This window comes from Sphingomonas phyllosphaerae FA2 (assembly GCF_000427645.1).
Lineage (GTDB): Bacteria > Pseudomonadota > Alphaproteobacteria > Sphingomonadales > Sphingomonadaceae > Sphingomonas > Sphingomonas phyllosphaerae.
In genome coordinates, this window is record NZ_KE386571.1 from 871,791 (window position 1) to 893,223 (window position 21,433).

Here is a 21,433-nt window from a genome sequence, read left to right on the forward strand (position 1 = left end):
CGATCCTTAGCCGTAACGGCCTGTAATATAGTCCTTCGTGCGATCCTGCCGTGGGTTCGTAAAGATGTCCGACGTGTCGCCATATTCGACGAGCTGGCCGAGATGGAAGAAGGCGGTGCGCTGGCTGACGCGCGCGGCCTGCTGCATGTTGTGGGTCACGATCACGATCGCGTAGCGGCCGCGCAATTCGTGGATCAACTCCTCGATCTTCGCGGTCGCGATTGGATCGAGCGCGGAGCACGGCTCGTCCATCAGGATCACCTCGGGATCGACCGCGATCGCGCGCGCGATGCACAGCCGCTGCTGCTGACCACCCGACAGCGCGGTGCCGCTCTCGGACAGGCGGTCCTTGACCTCCGACCAGAGCCCGGCGCGGGTCAACGAACGCTCGACGATCTGCGCGAGATCGGCCTTGGAGCGCGCGAGCCCGTGGATGCGCGGGCCGTAGGCGACGTTTTCGAAGATCGATTTCGGGAAGGGATTGGGCTTCTGGAAGACCATGCCAACGCGCGCGCGGAGCTGCACGACGTCCATCGCCTTGGCATAGATGTCCTCGCCGTCCAGCCGGATGTCGCCTTCGACGCGCGCGCCGGGGATCGTGTCGTTCATGCGGTTCAGCGTGCGCAGGAAGGTCGACTTGCCGCAGCCCGACGGGCCGATGAAGGCGGTCACGTCCTCGCGCCGGACGTCGATCGATACATCGCGGATCGCCTGCTTACGCCCGTAGAAGACGTTGACGCCGGTGGCGGTCATTTTCGGGCCATCCGCCGCCCGCAGGACGGCGGCCTCTTCATGGGCGTTGCTCATTTCCAGCGGGTCTCGAAGCGATTGCGAAGGTAGATGGCGAGGCCGTTCATCGTGAGCAGCACGACCAGCAGGACGATGATCGCCGCCGAGGTCTTCTCGACGAAGCCGGTCTGTACGTCGTCGGACCACAGGAAGATCTGCACCGGCAGCACGGTGGCCGGGTCGGTCAGCCGGCCCGGCGGCGCGGCGATGAAGGCGCGCATCCCGATCATCAGCAGCGGTGCGGTTTCGCCCAGCGCGCGCGCCATGCCGATGATCGTGCCCGTCAGGATGCCGGGTAAGGCGAGCGGCAGGACGTGGTGGAAGACGACCTGGATCGGCGATGCGCCGAGCGCGCGCGCGGCGTCTCGGATCGACGGCGGCACCGCCGTGATCGCGTTACGCCCGGCGATCACGATCACGGGCATCGTCATCAGGGCGAGCGTCAGCCCGCCGACGATCGCGCCCGAGCGCGGCATATGGAAGGTGCCGAGGAACACCGCCAGCCCGAGCAGCCCGAAGATGATCGACGGCACCGCGGCGAGATTGTTGATCGAGACTTCGATCAGGTCGGTCCAGCGGTTCCGCGGCGCATATTCCTCGAGGTACAGCGCGGAGAGGACGCCGATCGGGAAGGCGAGCGCGAGCGTGACGACCATCGTCAGCAACGAGCCCTTGAGCGCGCCCCAGATGCCGGCGCGGGTCGGGTCGGTCGCATCGGCGCCGGTGAAGAAATTGACGTTCAGCCCGCGGGACAGGTGCGGGCCGAGTGCGGCGACCGCGGCCTCGCTCTCCCGATTGCCCTCTCCCTTGTACGCCATGTCGATGTCGGTCGCGACCGGCACGTCCAGGGTGATGGGCGCGGAGAGCAGGTGCGGATCGCGCTTGATTGCGTCGCGGACGCGCAGCCATGCGCCGTCCGACAGTAGCGCTTCGCCGCCCTGCGTCGGGAAGGCGCGATCGGCAGCCGCATCGACTGCATTCTCCAGCCCGGCACCGGCCAGCGCCAGGTCGGCGGTCGGGCCGCTCAGTTGCGCGGGGCTGACCACGACATGCCCGCGCAGGTCGAGCGGGAGGGCGAGGCGAGTCTCGGTAAAGCCGCTCGCCCCCTGGCCGATCATCGTCGCGAGCAGATAGATGAGGAACGCTGCCGAAACGAACACCGCCGCCACGCCCATCGCGCGGAAGCGCCGTTCCGCGGCATAGCGACGACGTACCCGGCGCTGCATCGCGGGGGTCTGCCAGTCGGTCGGCTGGCGCGCGGGGGAGGCGGCGCGCTTATTCATAGGCTTCGCGGTAGCGGCGCACGACGATCAGTGCGACGACGTTGAGCAGCAACGTGATGACGAACAGCGTCAGCCCGAGCGCGAAGGCGGCGAGCGTCTTAGCCGAATCGAACTCGGCCTCGCCGGTGAGCAAGTCGACGATCTGCTTGGTGACCGTCGTGGTGCTCGCGAACGGGTTGAGCGTGAGCGACGCGACGCCCGAGGCCGCCATGACGACGATCATCGTCTCGCCGATCGCGCGGCTGACCGCAAGCAGCACGCCGCCGACGACGCCGGGCAAAGCGGCGGGGACGAGCACGCGCCGGATCGTCTCCGAACTGGTCGCGCCCATCGCGAGGCTGCCGTCGCGCATCGAGGCGGGGACGGCGGAGAGCGAGTCGTCGGCCATCGACGAGACGAACGGGATGATCATCACGCCCATCACGACGCCGGCGGCGAGCGCGCTTTCCGACGACGCCCAGCGGACGCCGAGCGCGACGCCGAGGTCGCGGACCGCAGGTGCGACGGTGAGCGCGGCGAAATAGCCGTAGACGACGGTCGGTACGCCCGCGAGGATCTCCAGCATCGGCTTCATCCAGCGCCGCGTGGTCTGGTGCGCATATTGGGTCAGGTAGATCGCGCTCATCAGGCCGAGCGGGACGGCGACCGCCATCGCGATGATCGCGCCGATGAAGAACGTGCCCCAGAACAATGGCACCGCGCCCAGCGCCGCGCCGGGATCGCGCGCGTCGATCACCTGCGGGCTCCAGTGCGTGCCGAACAGGAATTGCGTGATCGGGACGATCTGGAAGAAGCGAGCGCTTTCGACCAGTAGCGACGCGACGATGCCGATCGTGGTGACGATCGCGATCAACGAGGCGATGAGCAGCAATCCCATCACTACCCGCTCGACCTGCGAGCGCGCCGAAAAGCCGGGCCGGACGCGCAGGAAAGCGACCGCGCCACCGGCGAAGGCGAGCAGCAGCGCGACGGTGGTCGCGATCCAGTCGTAGCGGGACTGCGCGGCGGCATAGGCGGGCGCGAGCCGTTCCGACAGCGGGTGGAACGCCCCCCACGCATCGCCATTGGCGAGGTTGCGCGCCTCCGACAAGATCGCGGCACGATCGAGACCCGGCGGGGGAAGCGCGGCGCCGAGCGGGGTGGCGATCACCGCATCCGTCACCAATGCCGGCGCGACGGAGTGCCAGATCGCGAGAAACACGAAAGCGGGCAACAGCGTCCACATCGCGACATACCAGCCGTGATGCTGCGGCAGCGAGCTGAACCGGCGCGCCGGGCTGCTGCGGAAGCGCGCGGCGCGCGCGCGGGCGACGACCCAGCCGATCAGCCCGAGCGCCGCGATCAGGAAAAGGAGCGCCAGCGCCGACATCAGTGCAGCGCACGCGGGTCGAGCGCGACCTCGTTGGCGATGATCGCGGCGGCGCGGCGCTGGACCGGCAGCGGTGCGGCGATCAGACCGCGCTTCACGAGCGGACCGTTCGCGCCCCACAAGGCCGCATATTGCGCGAGGAAGGCGCGCAGCCTGGGGATAGCGCGCAGATGCGCCTTCTTGACGTAGATGAACAGCGGGCGCGCCCCCGGATAGGTGCCGCTGGCGATCGTCGCATAGGTGGGGGCGACGCCGCTCAACGGCACGCCGCGGACGACGCCGGCATTTTGTTCGAGGTAGCCATAGCCGAAGATGCCGAGTGCGTTGGGGTTCGACCGCAGCTTCTGGACGATCAGGTTGTCGTTCTCGCCGGCATCGACATAGGCGCCGTCCTCGCGCAGCCGCTGGCAGCGGGTCGCAAAGGCGTTGGGATCGCGTTCGTGGAGACCGATCGTGTCGGGCTCGACCGCTTCGCAGCCTTTGGCGAGGATCAGCTCGGCAAGCGCGTCGCGCGTGCCGCTGGTCGCGGGTGGGCCATAGACCTGGATCGGGGTCGCGGGCAGCGCCGGGTTCACGTCGCGCCATAGCCGCGCCTGGTTGCGGCGGCCGAGCGGGGCCGCGGCCAGCGCGCGATAGATGTCGGCCGGGGTCAGCGCCATGCCGGGGCCTTGCAGCGCCTCGGCGAAGGCGATGCCGTCGATGCCGATCTGCACCTCCAGGATCTGGTCGACGCCGTGCCGCGCGCAGGCGCCATATTCGCCGCGGCGCAGGCGGCGCGAGGCGTCGACCAGATCGGGGTGCGCGGCGCCGACTCCGGCGCAGAACAGGCGGATGCCCGCGCCGGTGCCGGTCGATTCGATCACCGGCGGGCGCGCGTGCGGCACGGTGGCGAGGAAGCGTTCGGCAACGATCGTGGTGAACGGGTAGACGGTCGAGGAGCCCACCGCACGAATCTGGTCGCGCGCGCCCGCGCCGCCGCCCGCCGCCTGATCGACGCACGCCGCCAGTCCGCACGCCAACGCGAGCGGCAGCATGGCTGCAAGCGCCTGAACGAAGCGCGACATGGATCCCCCGCACGGGCGTTCGCCAACACGGCAGCCCTCATGCAGCGCGCCGTGTGACATCGAGGTTACGCCTTCATGACAGCGGCTTCGGCGCCGGCGCCGGAAGCGTGACCGTTACGCGTGTGCCGACGCCGACGGTGCTGGCGATGTCGAGCCGGCCGCGATGGCGCTCGACGATATGCTTGACGATCGCGAGCCCCAGCCCGGTGCCGCCGACCGAGCGGCTGCGACCGGGGTCGACGCGGTAGAAGCGCTCGGTCAGCCGCGGCAGATGCTCCGGGGGGATGCCGTCACCATGATCGGCGACGCGCAGGCAGACGTTCTGCGCCTGCGTCCACAGCGTCACCTCGACTGGGGTGCCGGCGCGGCCGTATTTCATCGCGTTGCCGATCAAATTGTGGATCAGCTGCGACAATTGGATCGGATCGCCGGTGACGGGCGGCAAATCCTGGGCGATGTCGAGGTGGATGTCCTCGCCGCGATCGCCATGCGTCGTGATAAGCGCATCGCACGCCTCTTGCGTCAGGTCGGCGAGGTCGACCGCGGCGCGCAACTCGCGGAATTTCTCGGCCTCGATCCGCGAGAGGCTCATCAGATCCTCGACGAGCCGCTCCATCCGCCGCGCCTCGTCGAAGACGATCGCGAGGAAGCGCTTGCGCAGGCCGGGATCGTCGCCCGCCTCGTCGGCGAGCGTCTCGACATAACCGAGAATCGAGGCGAGCGGGGTGCGCAGCTCGTGGCTGGCGTTGGCGACGAAATCGACGCGCATCTTCTCGGCGGCGTGCTGCCCGGTGCGATCGACCAATTGCACGAGCCGCGCATCCTCGCCGATCGGCGCGGCGCGCATTTCCCAGCGCTGGTCGAGCGTGCCGATCCCCACGAGATCGACCGGCTGGGTCACGCCCTCCGCCAGATGCGCGGCGGCGCCCGGGTGGCGGATGGCGACGCGGGCGTCCTCGCCGACGATATGCGCGCCCAGCAAAGTGCGGGCCGCGACATTGGCGAGCGCGACGCGGCCACCGCGCAGCACCAGCACCGGCTCCGACACCGCCTCCACGATCGCCGCGGCGGGCAGGTCGGTCGGGGTGGCGGGCGCTTCATCTTCCTGCGCGGCCGTCTCCTCGGGGATGGTCGCGATGATGACGACTAGCGCCGCGCCGCCGGCGAGCGCCGCCAGCGCCGCCTGACCGTCGCGCGACAACAGATAGACCACCGCCGCGGTCGCGACGGCGATCGCCACCGCCAGCCAGGTGCGCAAGGGAAGTTCGTCAATCACGAACGCCGCGATAGCGCAGCCGTGTGACGAAAGGCAGAGCGTTTCAGCGCCGTCGCGCCCCGCGTCCGATCCGCACCACGATCAGCACCGCGACGATGATCGTCGTATCCGCGACCCAGTCCATGATGTCGCAATCGCGGTGCAGCGCGGGGATCGATTGCAGCACCTCGATCATCGCGCCAAGGAACGACAGCCGCTCGCCGATCCGCAGCAGCGAACCGTTGGGGAAGGCCAGCACCGACAGCAGCGTCAGCGTGCCGAAGGCCGCCATATGCTGCCATTTGTCGCCAACCTCGACGATCGGCACCGGATGCGGCAACAACGCCATGCCCACCGCGAACGACGTCGCGACAATCAGCGCGAAGAACCACGGGACGCGCACCTGCGTCATGCCAGCCGCTCCAGCGCGGGGATCAGCTCGGCGAAGCTGTCGATCACCAGCTCTGCCCCCAGCTCTTCGACCGGCTGCATCAGGAAGCCGAACGAACAGGCGATCGCGGGTAGTCCGGCAGCGTGCGCCGCGCGAATGTCGTAGATCGAATCGCCGACGAACGCGGCGCGGCCGCCGCCACAGCGCTCGACCATCGCGTCGATCGGCAGCCGAGAGGGCTTGCCGTTGCCCGGCCCCATCGTGTCGCCGCCGATGATCGCCGCGAAGCGTTCGGTGAGGCCGAGGTCGGCGAGGATCTGACGGGCGAGCGCTTCGAGTTTGTTGGTGACGACCGCCAGCGTGACGCCCTTCGCGGCAAGCTGGTCGAGCGCGTCGAGCGCGTGCGGGAAGGGGCGCGTGAGGACGGCGATGTTCGCCTGATAATGGCCGAGCAATCGGCGTTGCAGCACGTCCAGCTCTTCGTCGGTGCAGCCGCCGGTCGCCGCCATGCCCTGCGCGAGCATGTGGCGCGCACCGCCGCCGATCATCGGGTTGACCTGCTCGACCGACAAGGTCGGGCGGCCGGCGCTGGCGAGCGCGTGATTGAGCGCGGCGGCGAGATCGCCCGACGTATCGAGCAGCGTGCCGTCGAGATCGAACCCGACGATGCGGAAGGGGAAGTCAGCCATCGGTTGCGCGCGTTGCCGTGCGATACTGGAATTGGCAAGCAAAGGGTGGCAGGGCGGGGCCATGTCGAGCCGTAACATCGCCGTCGTCGTCCTCGCCGCGGGCAAGGGCACCCGCATGAAATCCGACCTGCACAAGGTGCTGCATCCGATTGCCGGGCGGCCGATGCTGCTGCATCTGCTCGCTGCCGCCGCGACGCTGTCGCCCGAGCGGACGGTGGTGGTGACCGGCGCGGGGCGCGAGCAGGTCGAGGCGGCGGTGACGCCGCTCGGCGCGAAGATCGCTGTGCAGGCGGAACAGCTTGGCACCGGCCATGCGGTGATGCAGGCGCGCGAAGCGCTTGCAGGGTTCGCGGGCGACGTGCTGATCCTCTACGGCGACGTGCCGCTGGTGCGCGCGGAGACGATGCGCGCGATGATCGAGCGGCTCGACGCCGATGATGCGCCGGCGGTGGTGGTGCTGGGATTTCGTCCCGCCGACGCAGGCGCTTACGGGCGGCTGATCGTTGCCGGTGGAGGCGATCGCCTCGAGAAGATCGTCGAGTTCAAGGACGCCGACGCCGCGGAGCGCGCGGTGACCCTGTGCAATTCCGGGCTGATGGCAGCGCGCGGCGAATTGCTGTTCGACCTGCTCGCGCGGCTGGGCAACGACAATGCGGCGGGCGAATATTACCTGACCGATGTCGTCGAGCTGTCGGGCGCGGCGGTGGTGGTCGAGGCGAGCGCCGACGAGGTGACTGGCGTCAACAGCCGCGGCGAGCTGGCGGCGGTCGAAGCGATGTGGCAGCAGGCGCGGCGCGCGCAGGCGATGGCGAACGGGGCGACGCTGATCGCGCCGGAAACCGTGTGGTTCGCGCATGATACGGTGCTCGGGCGCGACGTGACGATCGAGCCGAACGTGGTGTTCGGCCCCGGCGTCTCCGTCGCCGACAGCGCGACAATCCGCGCGTTCAGCCATCTGGAGGGCGCGACGGTCGGCGCGCGCGCCGACGTCGGTCCCTATGCGCGGCTGCGGCCGGGCGCGGTGCTGGCGGAGAGCGCGAAGGTCGGCAATTTTGTCGAGATCAAGAAGGCGAATGTCGGCGTTGGCGCGAAGGTCAATCATTTGTCGTATATCGGTGATGCCGAGGTCGGCGCGCGCGCGAACATCGGCGCGGGAACGATTACCTGCAATTACGACGGTTTCTTCAAATATCGTACCACGATCGGTGAGGGCGCGTTCGTTGGATCGAACAGTGCGCTGGTCGCGCCGGTCACAGTCGGAGCGGGGGCGATCGTCGGGGCAGGTTCCGTTGTTGTCCGCGATGTTACCGTGGATTCACTTGCCTTGGCACGCGGCCGGCAGGAAGAGCGCGGCGGTTGGGCGAAGCGCTTTCGCGATACGATGACGGCGAAGAAGAAGGGCCAGTAAGATGTGCGGTATCGTCGGTATCCTCGGTCATGACGACGTGGCCGATCGCCTGCTCGATGGGCTGAAGCGGCTCGAATATCGCGGTTATGACTCCGCGGGGATCGCGACGATCGTCGATGGCGCGATCGGACGGCGACGTGCGTCGGGCAAGCTGGTCAATCTCGGCAAGGAACTCGCCGCGCATCCGCTGCCGGGTACGACAGGCATCGCGCACACGCGCTGGGCCACGCATGGCGGGCCGACCACCAACAATGCCCACCCCCACGCGACCGATGAAGTTGCCATCGTTCACAACGGGATCATCGAGAATTTCAAAGTGCTGCGTGAAGAATTGCAGGCGCGTGGGCGTGTCTTCACGAGCGAAACCGATACCGAGGTGGTCGCACACCTGATCAGCGAGCAGGTCGAGGGCGGCAAGTCGCCGACCGAGGCGGTGCGCGAGGTGCTGCCGCGGCTGCACGGTGCGTTCGCGCTGGCGATCCTGTTCCGCAGCCACCCCGAATTGCTGATCGGCGCGCGGCTCGGGTCACCGCTGGTGGTCGGTTATGGTGAGGACGAGACATATCTCGGTTCGGACGCCTTGGCGCTGGCGCCGCTGACGCAGCGGATCGCCTATTTGGAAGAGGGCGACTGGGTGGTGTGCGCGCGTGACGGCACGCAGGTCTATGATCGCGACAATCAGCCGGTCGAGCGGCCGGTCACGATCTCGGGCGTCACCGGGGCGTTGATCGACAAGGGCAATCACCGCCACTTCATGCAGAAGGAGATCTACGAACAGCCGATCGTGGTGGCGCAGACGTTGCGCAGCTATCTTCAGCGGTTCGAAGGCAAGATCGTGCTGCCGATCCCCGACTTCGATCTGTCGGGGATCAAGCGGGTGACGATCGTGGCGTGCGGGACCAGCTTCTACGCCGGGATGGTCGCCAAATACTGGTTCGAACAATTTGCGCGCGTGCCGGTCGATCTGGATGTCGCGAGCGAGTTCCGTTACCGCACGCCGGTGATGGAAGAGGGCGGGTTAGCGTTATTTATCAGTCAGTCAGGCGAGACTGCTGATACGCTGGCTGCACTGCGCCATGCCCGGTCGGAGGGGCAGACGATCGCCGTCGTCGTCAACGTGCCGACCAGCACGATGGCGCGCGAGGCCGACCTGCTGCTCCCGACCCACGCCGGGCCGGAGATCGGCGTCGCCTCGACCAAGGCATTCTCTTGCCAGCTTTCCGTGCTGGCGGCGCTGGCGGCCAATCTTGCCAAGGCGAAGGGGCGGCTGAGCGAGAGCGAAGAGCGCAACATCGTCCGGCAACTCGCCGAGGCGCCCGCCGCGATCAATGGTGCGCTGGCGTATGATGAGTCGATCGAGGCGATCGCCGGGGTTATCGCTGGCGCGCGCGACGTGCTGTATCTGGGGCGCGGCACCGATTATCCGCTGGCGCTCGAAGGGGCATTGAAGCTCAAGGAAATCAGTTACATCCATGCCGAAGGTTATGCGGCGGGCGAGATGAAGCACGGGCCGATCGCGTTGATCGACGAGAATGTTCCCGTCGTCGTCATCGCGCCTTCCGGGCCGTTGTTCGACAAGACCGTCAGCAACATGCAGGAAGTGCAGGCGCGGGGCGGAAAAGTCCTGCTGATCAGCGACTATGATGGGGTCGAGGCGGCGGGCGAGGGGTGTGTCGCGACGATCACGATGCCCAAGGTTCACCCGCTGATCGCACCGATCGTTTATGCGGTGCCGGTTCAGCTGCTTGCCTATCATGTCGCGGTGGCGAAGGGGACCGACGTCGACCAGCCGCGCAACCTCGCGAAGAGCGTAACGGTCGAATAAGGTTAGCGAAAACGGAGCACGCCGTCGTCGATACGGCGGCGCATCGTCAGCGCGTCGCGGAGGTAGTTCTGCTGCACCCGCCATGGAACGCGCTTGCCCTGGCGCGGGAGCCACTGGGCAACGCGTTGAATGTAGCCGGAATTGAGATCGAGGAGCGGGGTGGTGGCGTCCTCCGCGGCGTCTGGGACCGGGGCGGCGGTGGTGGTGCCGGTGGCGTCCATGTGGTCGAGGAGGCGGGCGACGAAGCGGGCGCTGAGATCGCTGCGGAGCGTCCATGACGCGTTGGTGTAACCCGTTGAAAAGGCCATGTTCGGGACGTCGCTGAACATCGCGCCCTTGTAGACGAGGTGGTTGTGCGGCTCGATTCTGTGGCCGTCGACGGAGAGGGTGGCGCCGCCCATCAGTTTCAGGCGGAGGCCGGTGGCGGTGACGATCAGGTCGGCGGGGAGAATATCGCCTGATGTCAGGGTGATACCGTCCGGCGTGAAGTGGTCGATCGCGTCGGTGACGATCGCGGCGTGGCCGTCGCGGAGGACGGTGAACAGGTCGCTGTCGGGGACGAGGCAGAGGCGTTGGTCCCAAGGATTGTACTTCGGCGTCAGATGCTTGGCGAGATCGTAGCCGTCGCCGAGGGCGGCGCGTTGTTGTTTGGCGATCTGGCGCTTGACCAGTTCGGGGCGGCGGCGGGCGAGGGTGTAGCTGCCGATGCCGTAAGTGATGCTTTTCCAGCGGGTTAGTGTGTCGGCCAGCCGCGTGGGGAGGAAGCGGTGGAGCGCCGCGCCGACCCGGTCGCGGGCGGGCATTGCGACGATAAATGTCGGAGAACGCTGGAGCATTGTGACATGGGCTGCGCCTTGCGCGACCAGCGCGGGGACGAGGGTGACCGCGGTGGCGCCGGAGCCGATCACCACCACGCGTTGCCCGGTGACCGACAGGTCCGCCGGCCACGCCTGCGGGTGCACGATCCTGCCCGAAAATACCCCCATGCCGGGCCATTCGGGCGCATGGCCGCGCGCATAATCGTAATAGCCGGCGCAGAAAAACAGGAAACGGCACGTCAATTGTGCGGGAACGCCGTCGACCTCGTATCGGACGGTCCAGCGCGCCGCTTCGCTCGACCATTCGGCGGCCGTGACGCGGTGGCGAAAACGGATGTGGCGGTCGATGCCGAAGGTGCGCGCGGTGTCGCGCAGATAGGCGAGGATGTCGGTGCCATCCGCAATCGTCTTTTCGCCGCGCCACGGATGGAACGGGAAGCCGAGCGTCGTCATGTCCGAGTCCGAGCGAATCCCGGGATAGCGGAACAGGTCCCACGTCCCGCCGATCACGTCGCGGGCCTCGAAGATCGCCCAGCGCCGGTCGGGACGGTTTTGGCCGATCCGATAGGCGGCGCCGATCCCCGACAGGCCGGCGCCGACGATCAGCACGTCGAGATGCTCGTTCATGCCGCCCCCTTACGGGCGCGAACCGGCCCTTGTCATCACGAGCGGAGGCGGACGCCGATCCACAAGGTGCGCGGGGTGGCGCGCTCGACCACGCCGGTGCCGCTGATCCCGGCCTCGACGCGCGCGTCGAAGACGTTCTCGGCGCGCGCCTCGATTGCGATCCGGCGGGTGAGCGGGAGCGCGGCATAGCCGTCGAGTGTCGTCGCGGCGGCGAGGGTGCGGCTGTTCTGATCGTCCTCGAACTGCGCGGCGCTGTGGCGGAGCGTCGCCGAGAGCGCGGCGTCCTGTTGTCGCCAGCCGAGCGCGGTCGAGACGAGATCGCGCGGGGTCTGCGCGGGGCGGAGGTCGTCGAGCGCGGCGGCGCTGCCTGTCGCGCGGACGTGCGGGTTCACATGGCTCCACGAGGCGCTGGCGAACCATGGGCCGTGATCCCAGCGCGCGTCCAGCTCGACGCCGGTCGATTCGATCGCGTCGAGGTTCTGGCGCACACGATAGGTGCCGCCCGCCGCGACGAAGCCGACGCCGGGGAAGGTGCCGGGACCGCGCCCGGCGGTGACGTTGCTGATCGCGTCGGTCAGGCGGTTCCAGAACAACGTCCCGGTCAGGCTGACCCCGCCGACCGGCACCAATGTCACGCCGCCGTCGATGCCGGTCAGCCGCTCGGGCGCGAGCAAGGCGTTGGCGGCGACCGCGTCGGTGCCGACGCGGAACGGGCGGTAGAGTTCGTTGAGCGTCGGCAGCCGCCAGCCGCGATACGCCGAGGTGCGCAGCGTCAGCGGCGGCGCGATCGTCCACGCCGCCCCGGCGCGCCCGGTCCATTCGGTGCCGGCGCGGTCGGCGAAATCGCTGGTGGTCAGCGCCGCCCCATTAGCGAGCGTGGTTTCGCGGAGGCTGCCGTCGGTGAGTTGCCAGCGATCGACGCGTCCGCCGAGCGTCAGCGTCAGCGCGCCGGCAGTGAGCGTGCCGTCGCCGAATATGCCCCAATTCAGCGCCGCGCCGCCCGCGACGCGGCGGCGGGTCGGGAGGCCGGCGACATAGGTGTAGAGTTCCTGCGTCCGGCCCTCGACACGGCGGATGTCGGCACCGAAGCGCAGGTCGCGGCCGTTGCCCAGTCGGGGTGCCAGCTCGATCCGGCCACCGATGCCGGTGGCGGGTGTACTGTATTGGTCGAGCGTTTGCGTCGCGGTCTGGCGTGCGGCATCGACGCTGGCGAATTGCGAGGCGAAGGCGCGGGTCTGGAGATAGGCGAGCGCCGACCAGCCGAGCGCGCCGCGCCCGACGACGCGCAGGCTGGCATCGGCACCCTCGCTGCGGTTGGCGGTGAAGGCGGTGCCACGTTCACGCGTGTCGGTGAAGCCCGAGACGTTCGCCTGCAATTCAGTCGAGGGGGCGACGGTGACGACGGTGCGCGCGGCGGCGGAGAATTGCTCGTAAGGGGCGGGGCGGTCGGCGGGGCCGCGTTGCCCGGCGACGGTGGGGATGAAGCCGTCGCCGCGCGCATAGGCGGCGGAGAGCGTCGCGAAACCCGCGCCGCGTTCGAGCAGTGCCGAGGCGGTCGCGTCCACCGAATTGCGGCTGCCATAGGCGAGGTCGGCGGCGAGCGCGGGCTGGTCGCGCGGGCCGCTGCTGTCGATCTCGACCGTCCCGGCCAGCGCGCCGGGGCCGAAATAGCCGCTGCCGCCGCCGCGCGTGACGCGGATCGCGCCGATCCGGTCGGTGGCATAAGCGGGAAACGGCACCCAGCCGCCGAACGGATCGGTCTGCGGCACGCCGTCGAGGATCAGCAGCGCGCGGCTGGAGGCGTTGCCGCCGATCCCGCGCAACGAGATGCCCTGGCTGGTGGGGTTGGCCGAGCGCGAATCGGCGCGGCGGAATTGCTGGAGCCCGGCGACGTCGGCGAGGACGCTTTCAAGGCGGTTGCTGGCATTCTCGCGGATGCGCGCGGCGTCAAGCGTGACCACGGATGCGGCCTTGTCACCCGGTCGCGGGGCGAGTCCGCGGCCGCGCACGACCACCTCCTCGCCCTCCTGCGCGATGGCCGGCGTTGCGAGCGTGCCGGCGAGCAGCAGGGCGGCGGTGAGGCGTTTGATCGATCGTCTCCGGGCGGCAGCGGCGGTCAGGTCGCCGCCGGCATGGGAAAAATGCCGAGCCGCGCGGCAAAGGCGGAGAAGAGCGTCGGCCATGCCGCGGCCGGGGTGCCGGCGGGCAGGCGGACGCCGAAGCCGTGACCACCCTTGTCGAAGGCGTGCAGCTCGGACGGGCGCTGCGCGGCGAGCAGTGCCTGATACAGCGCCAGGCTGTTGGCGATCGGCACGGTGCCGTCGTCGCTGGCATGAACGAGGAAGATCGGCGCGGTCTCGGCGTCGACGTGGCGCTCGACGGAGGCGGCGCGGCGCGCGGCCTCGTCCGACGGCGTGCCGAGCAGGTTGTCGCGCGAGCCGACGTGCGTGAACGGCTCGGCGAGCGAGACGACCGGGTAGATCAGCCCGGCGAGATCGGGGCGCGCCGACAGCCGGTCGCTGGCGTCGACCGGCGCATAGGTCCGCTCGGCATGGCGGGTGGCGAGGCTGCCGGCGAGATGCCCGCCGGCCGAGAAGCCGATCGCCGAAATGCGCTTCGCATCGACGCCGTAGCGCGCGGCATTGGCGCGGATCAGCCGCAGACCGCGCTGCGCGTCCTGCAGCGGCACCAGGGCGCGGTCGCGCCAGCCCTCGCCGGGCAGCCGGTAGGTGAGGATGAAGCAGGTGACACCGCGCGCGGTGAGCCAGCGCGCCTGTTCCTCGCCCTCGTTGTCGTAGGCGAGAAAGCCATAGCCGCCGCCGGGGATCAGCATGACCGCCGCGCCACTGGGCTGCGCGGGGCGGCGGACGGTGAGCGTCGGCATCGCGATGCCGGTCAGCCAGCGATCGTTGAAGCCGGGGGTCTTCGAGCGTTGCTCGACCTTGCGGGTCGGCAGCGTGGCGGGCGCGCCGGGGGGTGATCCCGGCCAGAGCGGCAACGTCTCGTCGCCCGGCTGCGCGGCGACGATCGCGGGCGCGAGCGGGGCGGCGGCCAGCGCAGCCAGCAGCGCGCGGCGGGTGGGGGCGTCGATCGTCGCGGCCATGCTATCTCTCTCCGGGGATTATCGCGCTTCGCTTAGAATTTGTGTGGGGTTGCAACAAGGTGGTGATGGTGGGGGTCTTGGCGCCTGAACTCAGGTTCTTCCGTCATCCCGCTTCTCGCTTCGGTCGGCAAGAAGAAGCGGGGCCCCGGATCAAGTCCGGGGAGACGGAGAAGCGCGACGTCATCTGTGAACGCTATCATCAAAATATGCGGAGGAGACTTACCTGCGGCAAGGTTGATGCTAAGCAGGGTGGATGACGGGGGAGAGACGCAAGCGACGGTCGGGCGTACCGACGATCGCCGATGTGGCACAGCTGGCCGGCGTGTCGCAGATGACGGTATCGCGCGTCATCAATGCCGAGGGCAATGTCCGCGCCGAAACGCGCGAAACGGTCAATGCGGCGATCCGACAGCTGGATTACTCGCCTAACCCGGCGGCGCGACGGCTCGCGGGGGCGGCGCAGTTGCGGATCGGGCTGTTGTTCAGCAACCCCAGCGAATCGTATCTGAGCGCGTTCCTGCTCGGCAGTCTCGATCAGGCGGGGCGCTCCGACATCCAGTTGATCGTGCAGAAGTGCGAGCTGGACGATCACGAGGGCGACGTCGCGGCGCGGTTGATCGCGGGCGGGATCGACGGCGTGATCCTGCCCCCGCCGCTGTGCGATTCGCCGGTGGTGCTCGACGTGCTGCTGGCTGCGGGCATACCGACCGTCGCGGTGGCGACCAGCGCGCCGCCGCCGCAGGTGGGGGCGGTGGCGATCGACGACCGCGGCGCGGCGGCGGCGATGACCGCGCACCTGCTCGCGCTGGGGCACCGGCGGATCGGGTTCATCCGCGGCAACGACAATATCCATGCCAGCGCCGAGCGGCTGGCCGGTTACCGCGCGGCGTTGATCGCGTCGGGGCAAACGCCGGACGACGCGCTGATCGCCCGGGGGCTCTTCGATTACCGCTCCGGCCTGGTGGCGGCCGAGCAATTGCTCGACATGGCCGAGCCGCCGACCGCGATCTTCGCGAGCAACGACGATATGGCGGCAGCGTCGGTGGCGGTGGCGCATCGCCGCGGGCTGGACGTGCCGCGCGACCTGACGGTGTGCGGGTTCGACGACAGCGCGCTGGCGACGACGATCTGGCCCGAGCTGACGACGATCCGCCAGCCGATCGCGGACATGAGCCGTGCGGCGGTCGAGCTGCTGGCGACGATGTTGTCGGAACGCCGCGAGGCGGGCGGCGGCGCGGCGCGGCAGGTGACGCTGGACTATACGCTGGTGCGGCGACGATCCGACGCGCCGCCGCGACACATGCCGGGCGAGCGGGCTCGCTGAACCGCGCGGCGCGTGATAGCGCGCGGGCGGTGATGGGGCGTGGAGATATGACGGTGCGTGACGGCGTGGCCGAGGGGCGCGGCTGAGATGGGCGCGATTGCCGGGCTGTTCCATCCCTCGACGCCGAAGCCGGTCGATCCGGCGCGCGTCCGCGCGATGGCGGCGGCGATGGCGCATCGCGGCCCGGATGGCGCGGGCGAGTGGACCGCCCCGGGGGTTGGCTTCGCACACCGGCGGCTGGCGGTGATCGGCGGGGCGGCGGCGACGCAGCCGGTCGCGACCGCGGACCTGCGCTATGCCGCGATGCTCGACGGAACGATCCTGAACCATGCGGCCTTGCGCGACGAGCTGCGCGCGCTGGGGCATCGTTTCGCGGGCGAGGGCGATGCCGAGGTGGTGCTGCACGGCTTTGCGGCGTGGGGGCCGTCGCTACTCGAGCGGCTGGAGGGTGCGTTCGCGATCGCGGTGCATGATGCGGCGACGCAGACGCTGTTCCTCGCGCGCGACCGGTTGGGGGCGAAGCCGCTGCATCTGGCGATGCTGCCGGACGGCGCGCTGATCTTCGCGTCGGAGCTGAAGGGGTTGCTGGCGCATCCGTTGCTGCGGCGCGTGCCCGATGCGGCGGCGGTCGGGGGTTATCTGGCGCTGGGCTATGTGCCCGACGATGCGTGCGTGATCGCGGGGATCGAGAAGCTGGCGGCGGGGCATTTCCTGCTGGTCGAGCGTGCGCGACCGTTGCGCGGCGCACGGCGGTGGTGGGGCTTGCCCGATGCGGGCGAGGCGCCGGCGGAGGCGTTGCTGCCCGAGCTGCGTGCGGCGGTGGCGCGGGGTGCGGGCGCGGCGCGGCCGGTGGCGTTGCTGCTCGGCGGGTTGGGCGATGCGGCGGTGGTCGCGCTGGCGGCGGAGGCGAGCGCGAAGGCCGTGCCGACGGTCGGGGTGGGCGACGACGGCGGGGTGGCGGGGCGTTTTGCGACCGCGCACCGGCACGCGGCGCTGGGTGACCTGCCGGCATTGCTCGACGATTTGGTGGAAGCGTTCGACGAGCCGTGCGGCGATCCGGCGGCGCTGGCGGCGATCGTCGCGGCGCGCGGGAGCGGGCCGGTCGTGATGTCGGGGGCCGGCGCTTCGCTGCTGCTGGAGGGCGGGCGCTGGCGGCGGTTCGCGCGGCGCGAGCGCTGGCGGCGGTGGCGGTGGACGCTCCCCGGGCTGGGCGCGGCGGAGGCGGATTATGCGCTGGCCATCGGCGCGGCGGAAGCGAGCGAGCTATGGAACGCGACGGGCGGGCGGGCGGTGATGCAGCGGTTCGCGGCGGTGTGGGGTGGCGGCGATCCGCTCGATGCCGCGCTGCGCACCGATCTGGCGACACGGTTGCCGGGGCAGGTGCTGACGATCGCGGATCGCGCCGGGATGGCGGCGGGGGCGGAGTGGCGGACGCCGTTCGCCGACCCGCGGCTGGTGACGTTCGTGCTGTCGCTGCCGGCTGGCGTGCAACGGGCGCGGACGTCGCCGCTGGTGGGGGCGATGGCGCGGTACCTGCCCGCGACGCCAGTGGCTGCGCCGCTGCTGCCGGTGTCGCAATGGTTGCGCGGGCCGCTGAGCGCGGAGGTGGCGCGGCTGGAGCGATCGCGGTTGCTGGCCGAGCTGGGCTGGTTCGACACGGAGCGGATCGCCGCGGAAATCGAGCGACACCGCGGCGGGGAGGACGCGCAGGCTACGCTACTGTGGCGGTTGCTGGTGCTCGAGCGGAGCCTCAGCCGGTTGTTCGGCTGGCCAGCGTCCGCTTGACGAACAGGTCGAACAATTGCGGCCAGTGCGAGCCGGGGAGGTCGGGCGGTAGATAGGCGGGGCCGAAGCCGTGGCCCCCCTCCTGGAAGAAATGCGCCTCGACCGGCACGCGCGCCGCCTGGCATGCGGCGAGCATCGCCATCGGCTGCGCGGCGGGGACGACCGGATCGTCGAGCGCATGGGCGATGAAGATCGGCGGGGTGTCGCGATTGACGCGCCGGTCGGTGTCGAAGCGCGCCGCGCCGAGCGTGCCGACGCGCATCCGGTCGCCGGTGATGACGGGATAGATCAGCCCGGCGTAGGCCGGACGCGCGGGTTGGTCGTCGGCGGCGTCGATCCGCTCGTATACGGGATCGGCGTAGGCGGTGGCGATGCTGGCGGCGAGCAGGCCGCCGGCCGAGAAGCCGACCACGCCCAGCGTCGCGGGATCGATCGCGAAATCGGCGGCGCGGGCGCGGATCAGCCGCGTCGCGCGCTGTGCATCCTGTAGCGGCACGTCCTGCGGCTCCAGCCAGCCTTCGCCGGGGAGGCGATAGGCGAGGACGAAGACGGTGACGTCGAGCGGGTTGAAGGTGCGCGCGACGTTGATGCCCTCGTTCTCGACCGAGAGGAAGCGGTAGCCGCCGCCCGGAAGCGCCAGCAGCGCGCGACCGTCTGGGCGCGCCGGGCGGTATACGCCGACGACCGGCTCGGCGACGCCGCGCAGGTGGAGTTCGCGACGCGGCGGCTGGCCGCTCATCTCGTTGTTGGGCGTTGGAAGGCGGCGCGGGCTGTTGGGCGGCTGTTTGGGCCAGAGCTTGAAGTGCTCGCGCGGCGGCCATTGGGTGGCGGCGGTGGCGTCTTGCGCGGTCGCTCGCTGCGTCATCGCGAGGGTGGCGAGGCTCACCGCTCCGCCGATCAAGGCGCGCCGGTCGATGTGCATCCACGTCCCTCCGTTGTTTTCGCGAGGGTTATGGCAGCGGCGGGCGAGCGGGCGCAACCGTCGGCGTTAGTCTGGCCGGGGCGGCTCCGAATACCGGATCGTCATCCCGGGCTTGATCCGGGATCCCGCTTTTTCTTCTTCCTCGGTTGTCAAAAGAAGCGGGGCCCCGGATCAAGTCCGGGGCGACGAATGAGGGACGGGGCGTCGTCCAAGCCACGGACATTGGAGGTTCTGGATTCCCGCCGGGGCGGGAATGACGGAGGGGAGCGTTTCCACTCTCCCCCCGCATCTTATCACTTCGTGTCGAACAGCGTCGCCCACTTGCGGGTCGGGCGGTCCTTCCACAGGCCGCGATGGTAGGCGTCGGACGCCAGCAGCGGCATCACCGAGCCGGCCTCGGCGAACACCATCTGCTCGATGCCGGTGTTGACCTTGCCCCAGCTCGCCGCTTCCTGCAGCGTCGAGGACGAGCAGGCGCCGTCGCGGACGTCGGCGACGGTGATCTGCACCGCGTACTTGTGCACCTCGACATCCTCGTGGCCGAGGATCTCGGCGCAGACGACGGTGTCCTGGATGAAGTTCTTCGGCACGCCGCCACCGATCATCAGCAGGCCGGTGGTACCCGCCTTGATCTTGATGTCGGTCAGTTCGCGGAAGTCCGCCACTGCGTCGATCATCAGATACGGCTTGCCTTCCTTCGCGCGATCGACCTGATGCTTGACGAGGCCGAAGCCCGCCGAGCTGTCGACGAACGCCGGGCAGAAGATCGGCACGTCATGCTCATAGGCGAGCTTGACGAGGCTGTTCTCCTTCTTGCCGTGCTCGACGAGATACTTGCCCATCTCGCGGATGAAGGCGCGCGACGAATAGGCCTTTGGCTCGACCTGATTGCAGATCTCGTAGATCGTATGGTCGCAGTCCTGAAGCTGCTCCTCGTCGATGTACGTATCGTAGATGCGGTCGATGTAGAGCGACCGCAGCGTGTCGTCGTCGGGCACTTCGAGCGCCTGATAATGTTTGTGACCCAGGCCCTCGAAGAAATCCATGTCGACGATCGTCGCGCCGGTGGCGACGATCACATCGACCATGTTGTTGCGGACCAGCTCGGCATAGAGATCCATGCAGCCGCCGGCCGAGGTCGACCCGGCGATGACGAGGACGACGGTGCAGTCCTTGTCGTCCAGCATCTGGTTGTAGATCTTCGTCGCGCGGCCGAGGTCGCGGCTGGTGAAGCTCATGTCGCTCATCGCGTCGACGATCGGGCGCGCGTCGAAGCTCTTGATATCGATGTGCTTGACCTGCTTCGACAGCAGTTCCGCCTTGCGGTGGTCGTTGATCTTGGTGTCGGTCATGGGGGCTCCCACAGGGAAATACACGTCGTTCAATGGGGACGCGAAGACCCAAACGATGACGGCGTGCGGAATGTCCGCACGCCGTCACCGGATCACTGAAGTCGGAAGGTTACAGCTTCACGACGTTGCCGGTAACCTGACGCGGCAGTTCGATGTAGAGCGACTCCATCGGCTCGTCGGTGGCGACCACCGTCTCGTCCGAAGTGAAGCCGTTGAACGCGGTGCGCATCGCGGCGCCATACGCCCCGAGCATTCCGATCTCGACATAGTCGCCGACGGTCACATCCGCCGGAAGCGGGAAGGGACCGGGCATATAGTCCATGTCGTCGCAGGTCGGGCCCCACAGGCTGAACGCATGATCGCGGACGGTCGACTCCGGCTCGCGCAGCAGCGTGACTGGATAGCGCCAGCCGATGTGCGCCGCATCGAACAGCGCGCCATAGGCACCGTCGTTGATGTACAGTTCCTCGCCGCGGCGACGCTCGACGCGCACCACGACCGAGCTGTATTCGGCGCTGAGCGCACGGCCGGGCTCCGCCCAGAGTTCGGCCGAATAGCTGATCGGCAGGCTCTCGAACGCGCGGTGGATCGTCTCGAAGTAACGCTCCAGTGGCGGCGGGTTCATGCCCGGATAGGCCGAGGGGAAGCCTCCGCCGACGTCGATGACGTCGACCGTCACCGCCGCACCGACGATCGCCTGACGCACGCGCTCCATCGCCTGTGCATAGGCATCCGGCGTCATCGCCTGCGAGCCGACGTGGAAGCAGATGCCGAGTGCATCGGCGACCTGACGGGTGGCGAGCAGCAGCTCCCTGGCCTCATCCGGCGCGACGCCGAACTTGGCGCCCAAGCTGAGCTTCGAATGCTCCGACGAGACGCGCAGCCGCACGCACAGCGTGAGGTCTGCGGCGCCGCGGGTGGCACGCACGATCTTCGCCAGCTCTTCCATGCTGTCGAGCGAGAAGGTGCGGACACCGTGCGTGAAATACGCCTCGGCAATCGCTTCCTCGGCCTTGACCGGGTGCATGAAGCACAGGGTCGCGTCCGGCAAGGTGCGGGCGACCAGACGGACCTCGGCGATCGAGGCGACGTCGTAGGTCGTCACACCATTGTCATAGAGCGTGCGTAGCAGCTCCGGGCTCGGGTTCGCCTTGACCGCATACATGGTCCGGCCCGGAAACTTCTCCGTAAAGAAGCGGGCGGCCCGTGCCGCGGCGTGCGGACGAACGATCGTCACCGGCTGAACCGGTTGACGCATAGCGATGTCGATGGCCCCGGCGACTGAATCGGCGGGAACGGTCGAGAGGGGCGCTAGCCCCAGCGCGCGATGATGCTGGTGCAACTCAAGGGACCTCCAATTGCCTTTCGGCATACGGTGACAAAAAGCTGCCTTGCGGTTGGAAGTCCCATGGGGCAGCGGAGGCGCGAA

17 protein-coding genes are annotated in these 21,433 nt (G+C 69.1%); 4 read left to right on the forward strand and 13 right to left on the reverse strand.

The genetic code is table 11. The features are described 5' to 3' along the window. Nucleotides 1-6: 6 nt before the first annotated feature. The 7 genes from pstB to SPHPH_RS0104630 form a co-directional block, all read right to left on the reverse strand. The gene (pstB, locus tag SPHPH_RS0104600) at nt 7-807 is read right to left on the reverse strand and encodes a phosphate ABC transporter ATP-binding protein PstB (protein ID WP_037488099.1); all 801 of its coding nucleotides are present in this window, start codon (nt 805-807) and stop codon (nt 7-9) included. Continuing rightward, the gene (gene pstA, locus SPHPH_RS0104605; protein ID WP_028965633.1) at nt 804-2,072 is read right to left on the reverse strand and encodes a phosphate ABC transporter permease PstA; all 1,269 of its coding nucleotides are present in this window, start codon (nt 2,070-2,072) and stop codon (nt 804-806) included. The genes pstB and pstA overlap by 4 nt, the downstream gene beginning before the upstream one ends. After that, the gene (gene pstC, locus SPHPH_RS0104610) at nt 2,065-3,441 is read right to left on the reverse strand and encodes a phosphate ABC transporter permease subunit PstC (RefSeq protein ID WP_028965634.1); all 1,377 of its coding nucleotides are present in this window, start codon (nt 3,439-3,441) and stop codon (nt 2,065-2,067) included. Before pstC ends, pstA begins: the two co-directional genes overlap by 8 nt. Beyond that, nucleotides 3,441-4,505, reverse strand: coding sequence for a substrate-binding domain-containing protein (locus SPHPH_RS0104615; protein ID WP_028965635.1), 1,065 nt, complete (start codon nt 4,503-4,505; stop codon nt 3,441-3,443). The genes pstC and SPHPH_RS0104615 overlap by 1 nt, the downstream gene beginning before the upstream one ends. A 73-nt stretch (nt 4,506-4,578) precedes the next feature. After that, nucleotides 4,579-5,781, reverse strand: a complete 1,203-nt coding sequence (locus SPHPH_RS0104620; protein ID WP_028965636.1) for an ATP-binding protein — start codon at nt 5,779-5,781, stop codon at nt 4,579-4,581. A gap of 43 nt (nt 5,782-5,824) precedes the next feature. Next, nucleotides 5,825-6,172 carry a VanZ family protein gene (locus SPHPH_RS0104625; protein ID WP_028965637.1) on the reverse strand — a complete coding sequence of 116 codons (348 nt, stop codon included), beginning with the start codon at nt 6,170-6,172 and terminating at the stop codon, nt 5,825-5,827. Next, nucleotides 6,169-6,840, reverse strand: a complete 672-nt coding sequence (locus tag SPHPH_RS0104630; RefSeq protein WP_028965638.1) for an HAD-IA family hydrolase — start codon at nt 6,838-6,840, stop codon at nt 6,169-6,171. Before SPHPH_RS0104630 ends, SPHPH_RS0104625 begins: the two co-directional genes overlap by 4 nt. A 61-nt stretch (nt 6,841-6,901) precedes the next feature. Here SPHPH_RS0104630 and glmU point away from each other — a divergent pair, with 61 nt between their 5' ends. Together glmU and glmS are read left to right on the forward strand one after the other, a co-directional pair. Further along, complete coding sequence (glmU, locus tag SPHPH_RS0104635) at nt 6,902-8,248, forward strand: bifunctional UDP-N-acetylglucosamine diphosphorylase/glucosamine-1-phosphate N-acetyltransferase GlmU (protein ID WP_037488102.1); 1,347 nt, start codon at nt 6,902-6,904, stop codon at nt 8,246-8,248. Nucleotide 8,249: 1 nt separating this feature from the next. Further along, on the forward strand, nt 8,250-10,073 hold the full coding sequence (gene glmS, locus SPHPH_RS0104640) for a glutamine--fructose-6-phosphate transaminase (isomerizing) (RefSeq protein WP_028965640.1): 1,824 nt from the start codon (nt 8,250-8,252) through the stop codon (nt 10,071-10,073). A 2-nt stretch (nt 10,074-10,075) separates the two neighbouring features. Here glmS and SPHPH_RS0104645 read toward each other — a convergent pair whose 3' ends face one another. Genes SPHPH_RS0104645 through SPHPH_RS0104655 form a run of 3 tightly spaced genes read right to left on the reverse strand, consistent with a single transcriptional unit; the run spans nt 10,076 to nt 14,621 of the window. Continuing rightward, nucleotides 10,076-11,518 (reverse strand): flavin-containing monooxygenase, encoded by a 1,443-nt coding sequence (locus SPHPH_RS0104645; RefSeq protein ID WP_028965641.1) that lies wholly within the window; start codon nt 11,516-11,518, stop codon nt 10,076-10,078. A 35-nt stretch (nt 11,519-11,553) separates the two neighbouring features. After that, nucleotides 11,554-13,701 carry a TonB-dependent receptor gene (locus SPHPH_RS0104650; protein WP_081668506.1) on the reverse strand — a complete coding sequence of 716 codons (2,148 nt, stop codon included), beginning with the start codon at nt 13,699-13,701 and terminating at the stop codon, nt 11,554-11,556. Beyond that, entirely contained in the window at nt 13,635-14,621 is a 987-nt protein-coding gene (locus SPHPH_RS0104655) for an alpha/beta hydrolase (protein WP_037488105.1), read from the reverse strand. The genes SPHPH_RS0104650 and SPHPH_RS0104655 overlap by 67 nt, the downstream gene beginning before the upstream one ends. Nucleotides 14,622-14,874: 253 nt before the next feature. On the opposite strand from SPHPH_RS0104655, the gene SPHPH_RS0104660 reads away from it, so the two are divergent. Continuing rightward, nucleotides 14,875-15,945, forward strand: a complete 1,071-nt coding sequence (locus SPHPH_RS0104660; protein WP_028965644.1) for a LacI family DNA-binding transcriptional regulator — start codon at nt 14,875-14,877, stop codon at nt 15,943-15,945. A gap of 87 nt (nt 15,946-16,032) precedes the next feature. Beyond that, on the forward strand, nt 16,033-17,730 hold the full coding sequence (locus SPHPH_RS0104665) for an asparagine synthetase B family protein (RefSeq protein ID WP_028965645.1): 1,698 nt from the start codon (nt 16,033-16,035) through the stop codon (nt 17,728-17,730). Here SPHPH_RS0104665 and SPHPH_RS0104670 read toward each other — a convergent pair. The 3 genes from SPHPH_RS0104670 to SPHPH_RS0104680 all read right to left on the reverse strand — a co-directional run bounded on the left by SPHPH_RS0104670 (nt 17,696) and on the right by SPHPH_RS0104680 (nt 21,346). Continuing rightward, nucleotides 17,696-18,652 carry an alpha/beta hydrolase gene (locus SPHPH_RS0104670; protein ID WP_028965646.1) on the reverse strand — a complete coding sequence of 319 codons (957 nt, stop codon included), beginning with the start codon at nt 18,650-18,652 and terminating at the stop codon, nt 17,696-17,698. The two genes, SPHPH_RS0104665 and SPHPH_RS0104670, sit on opposite strands and share 35 nt — an antisense overlap. Nucleotides 18,653-18,945: 293 nt before the next feature. Beyond that, nucleotides 18,946-20,004, reverse strand: coding sequence for a 1,9-bis(guanidino)-5-aza-nonane synthase (locus SPHPH_RS0104675; RefSeq protein ID WP_028965647.1), 1,059 nt, complete (start codon nt 20,002-20,004; stop codon nt 18,946-18,948). 109 nt (nt 20,005-20,113) lie between these two features. Next, a complete protein-coding gene (locus SPHPH_RS0104680; RefSeq protein ID WP_081668509.1) occupies nt 20,114-21,346 on the reverse strand; it encodes a type III PLP-dependent enzyme in 1,233 nt (410 codons plus the stop codon). Nucleotides 21,347-21,433: the final 87 nt, after the last annotated feature.

Coding starts and splice junctions, on each gene's coding strand:
- pstB (WP_037488099.1), bottom strand. CDS start 807: ATGAGCAACGCCCATGAAGAGGCCGCCGTCCTGCGGGCGGCGGATGGC.
- pstA (WP_028965633.1), bottom strand. CDS start 2,072: ATGAATAAGCGCGCCGCCTCCCCCGCGCGCCAGCCGACCGACTGGCAG.
- pstC (WP_028965634.1), bottom strand. CDS start 3,441: ATGTCGGCGCTGGCGCTCCTTTTCCTGATCGCGGCGCTCGGGCTGATC.
- SPHPH_RS0104615 (WP_028965635.1), bottom strand. CDS start 4,505: ATGTCGCGCTTCGTTCAGGCGCTTGCAGCCATGCTGCCGCTCGCGTTG.
- SPHPH_RS0104625 (WP_028965637.1), bottom strand. CDS start 6,172: ATGACGCAGGTGCGCGTCCCGTGGTTCTTCGCGCTGATTGTCGCGACG.
- SPHPH_RS0104630 (WP_028965638.1), bottom strand. CDS start 6,840: ATGGCTGACTTCCCCTTCCGCATCGTCGGGTTCGATCTCGACGGCACG.
- glmU (WP_037488102.1), top strand. CDS start 6,902: ATGTCGAGCCGTAACATCGCCGTCGTCGTCCTCGCCGCGGGCAAGGGC.
- glmS (WP_028965640.1), top strand. CDS start 8,250: ATGTGCGGTATCGTCGGTATCCTCGGTCATGACGACGTGGCCGATCGC.
- SPHPH_RS0104645 (WP_028965641.1), bottom strand. CDS start 11,518: ATGAACGAGCATCTCGACGTGCTGATCGTCGGCGCCGGCCTGTCGGGG.
- SPHPH_RS0104650 (WP_081668506.1), bottom strand. CDS start 13,701: ATGGCCGACGCTCTTCTCCGCCTTTGCCGCGCGGCTCGGCATTTTTCC.
- SPHPH_RS0104655 (WP_037488105.1), bottom strand. CDS start 14,621: ATGGCCGCGACGATCGACGCCCCCACCCGCCGCGCGCTGCTGGCTGCG.
- SPHPH_RS0104660 (WP_028965644.1), top strand. CDS start 14,875: ATGACGGGGGAGAGACGCAAGCGACGGTCGGGCGTACCGACGATCGCC.
- SPHPH_RS0104665 (WP_028965645.1), top strand. CDS start 16,033: ATGGGCGCGATTGCCGGGCTGTTCCATCCCTCGACGCCGAAGCCGGTC.
- SPHPH_RS0104670 (WP_028965646.1), bottom strand. CDS start 18,652: ATGCACATCGACCGGCGCGCCTTGATCGGCGGAGCGGTGAGCCTCGCC.
- SPHPH_RS0104675 (WP_028965647.1), bottom strand. CDS start 20,004: ATGACCGACACCAAGATCAACGACCACCGCAAGGCGGAACTGCTGTCG.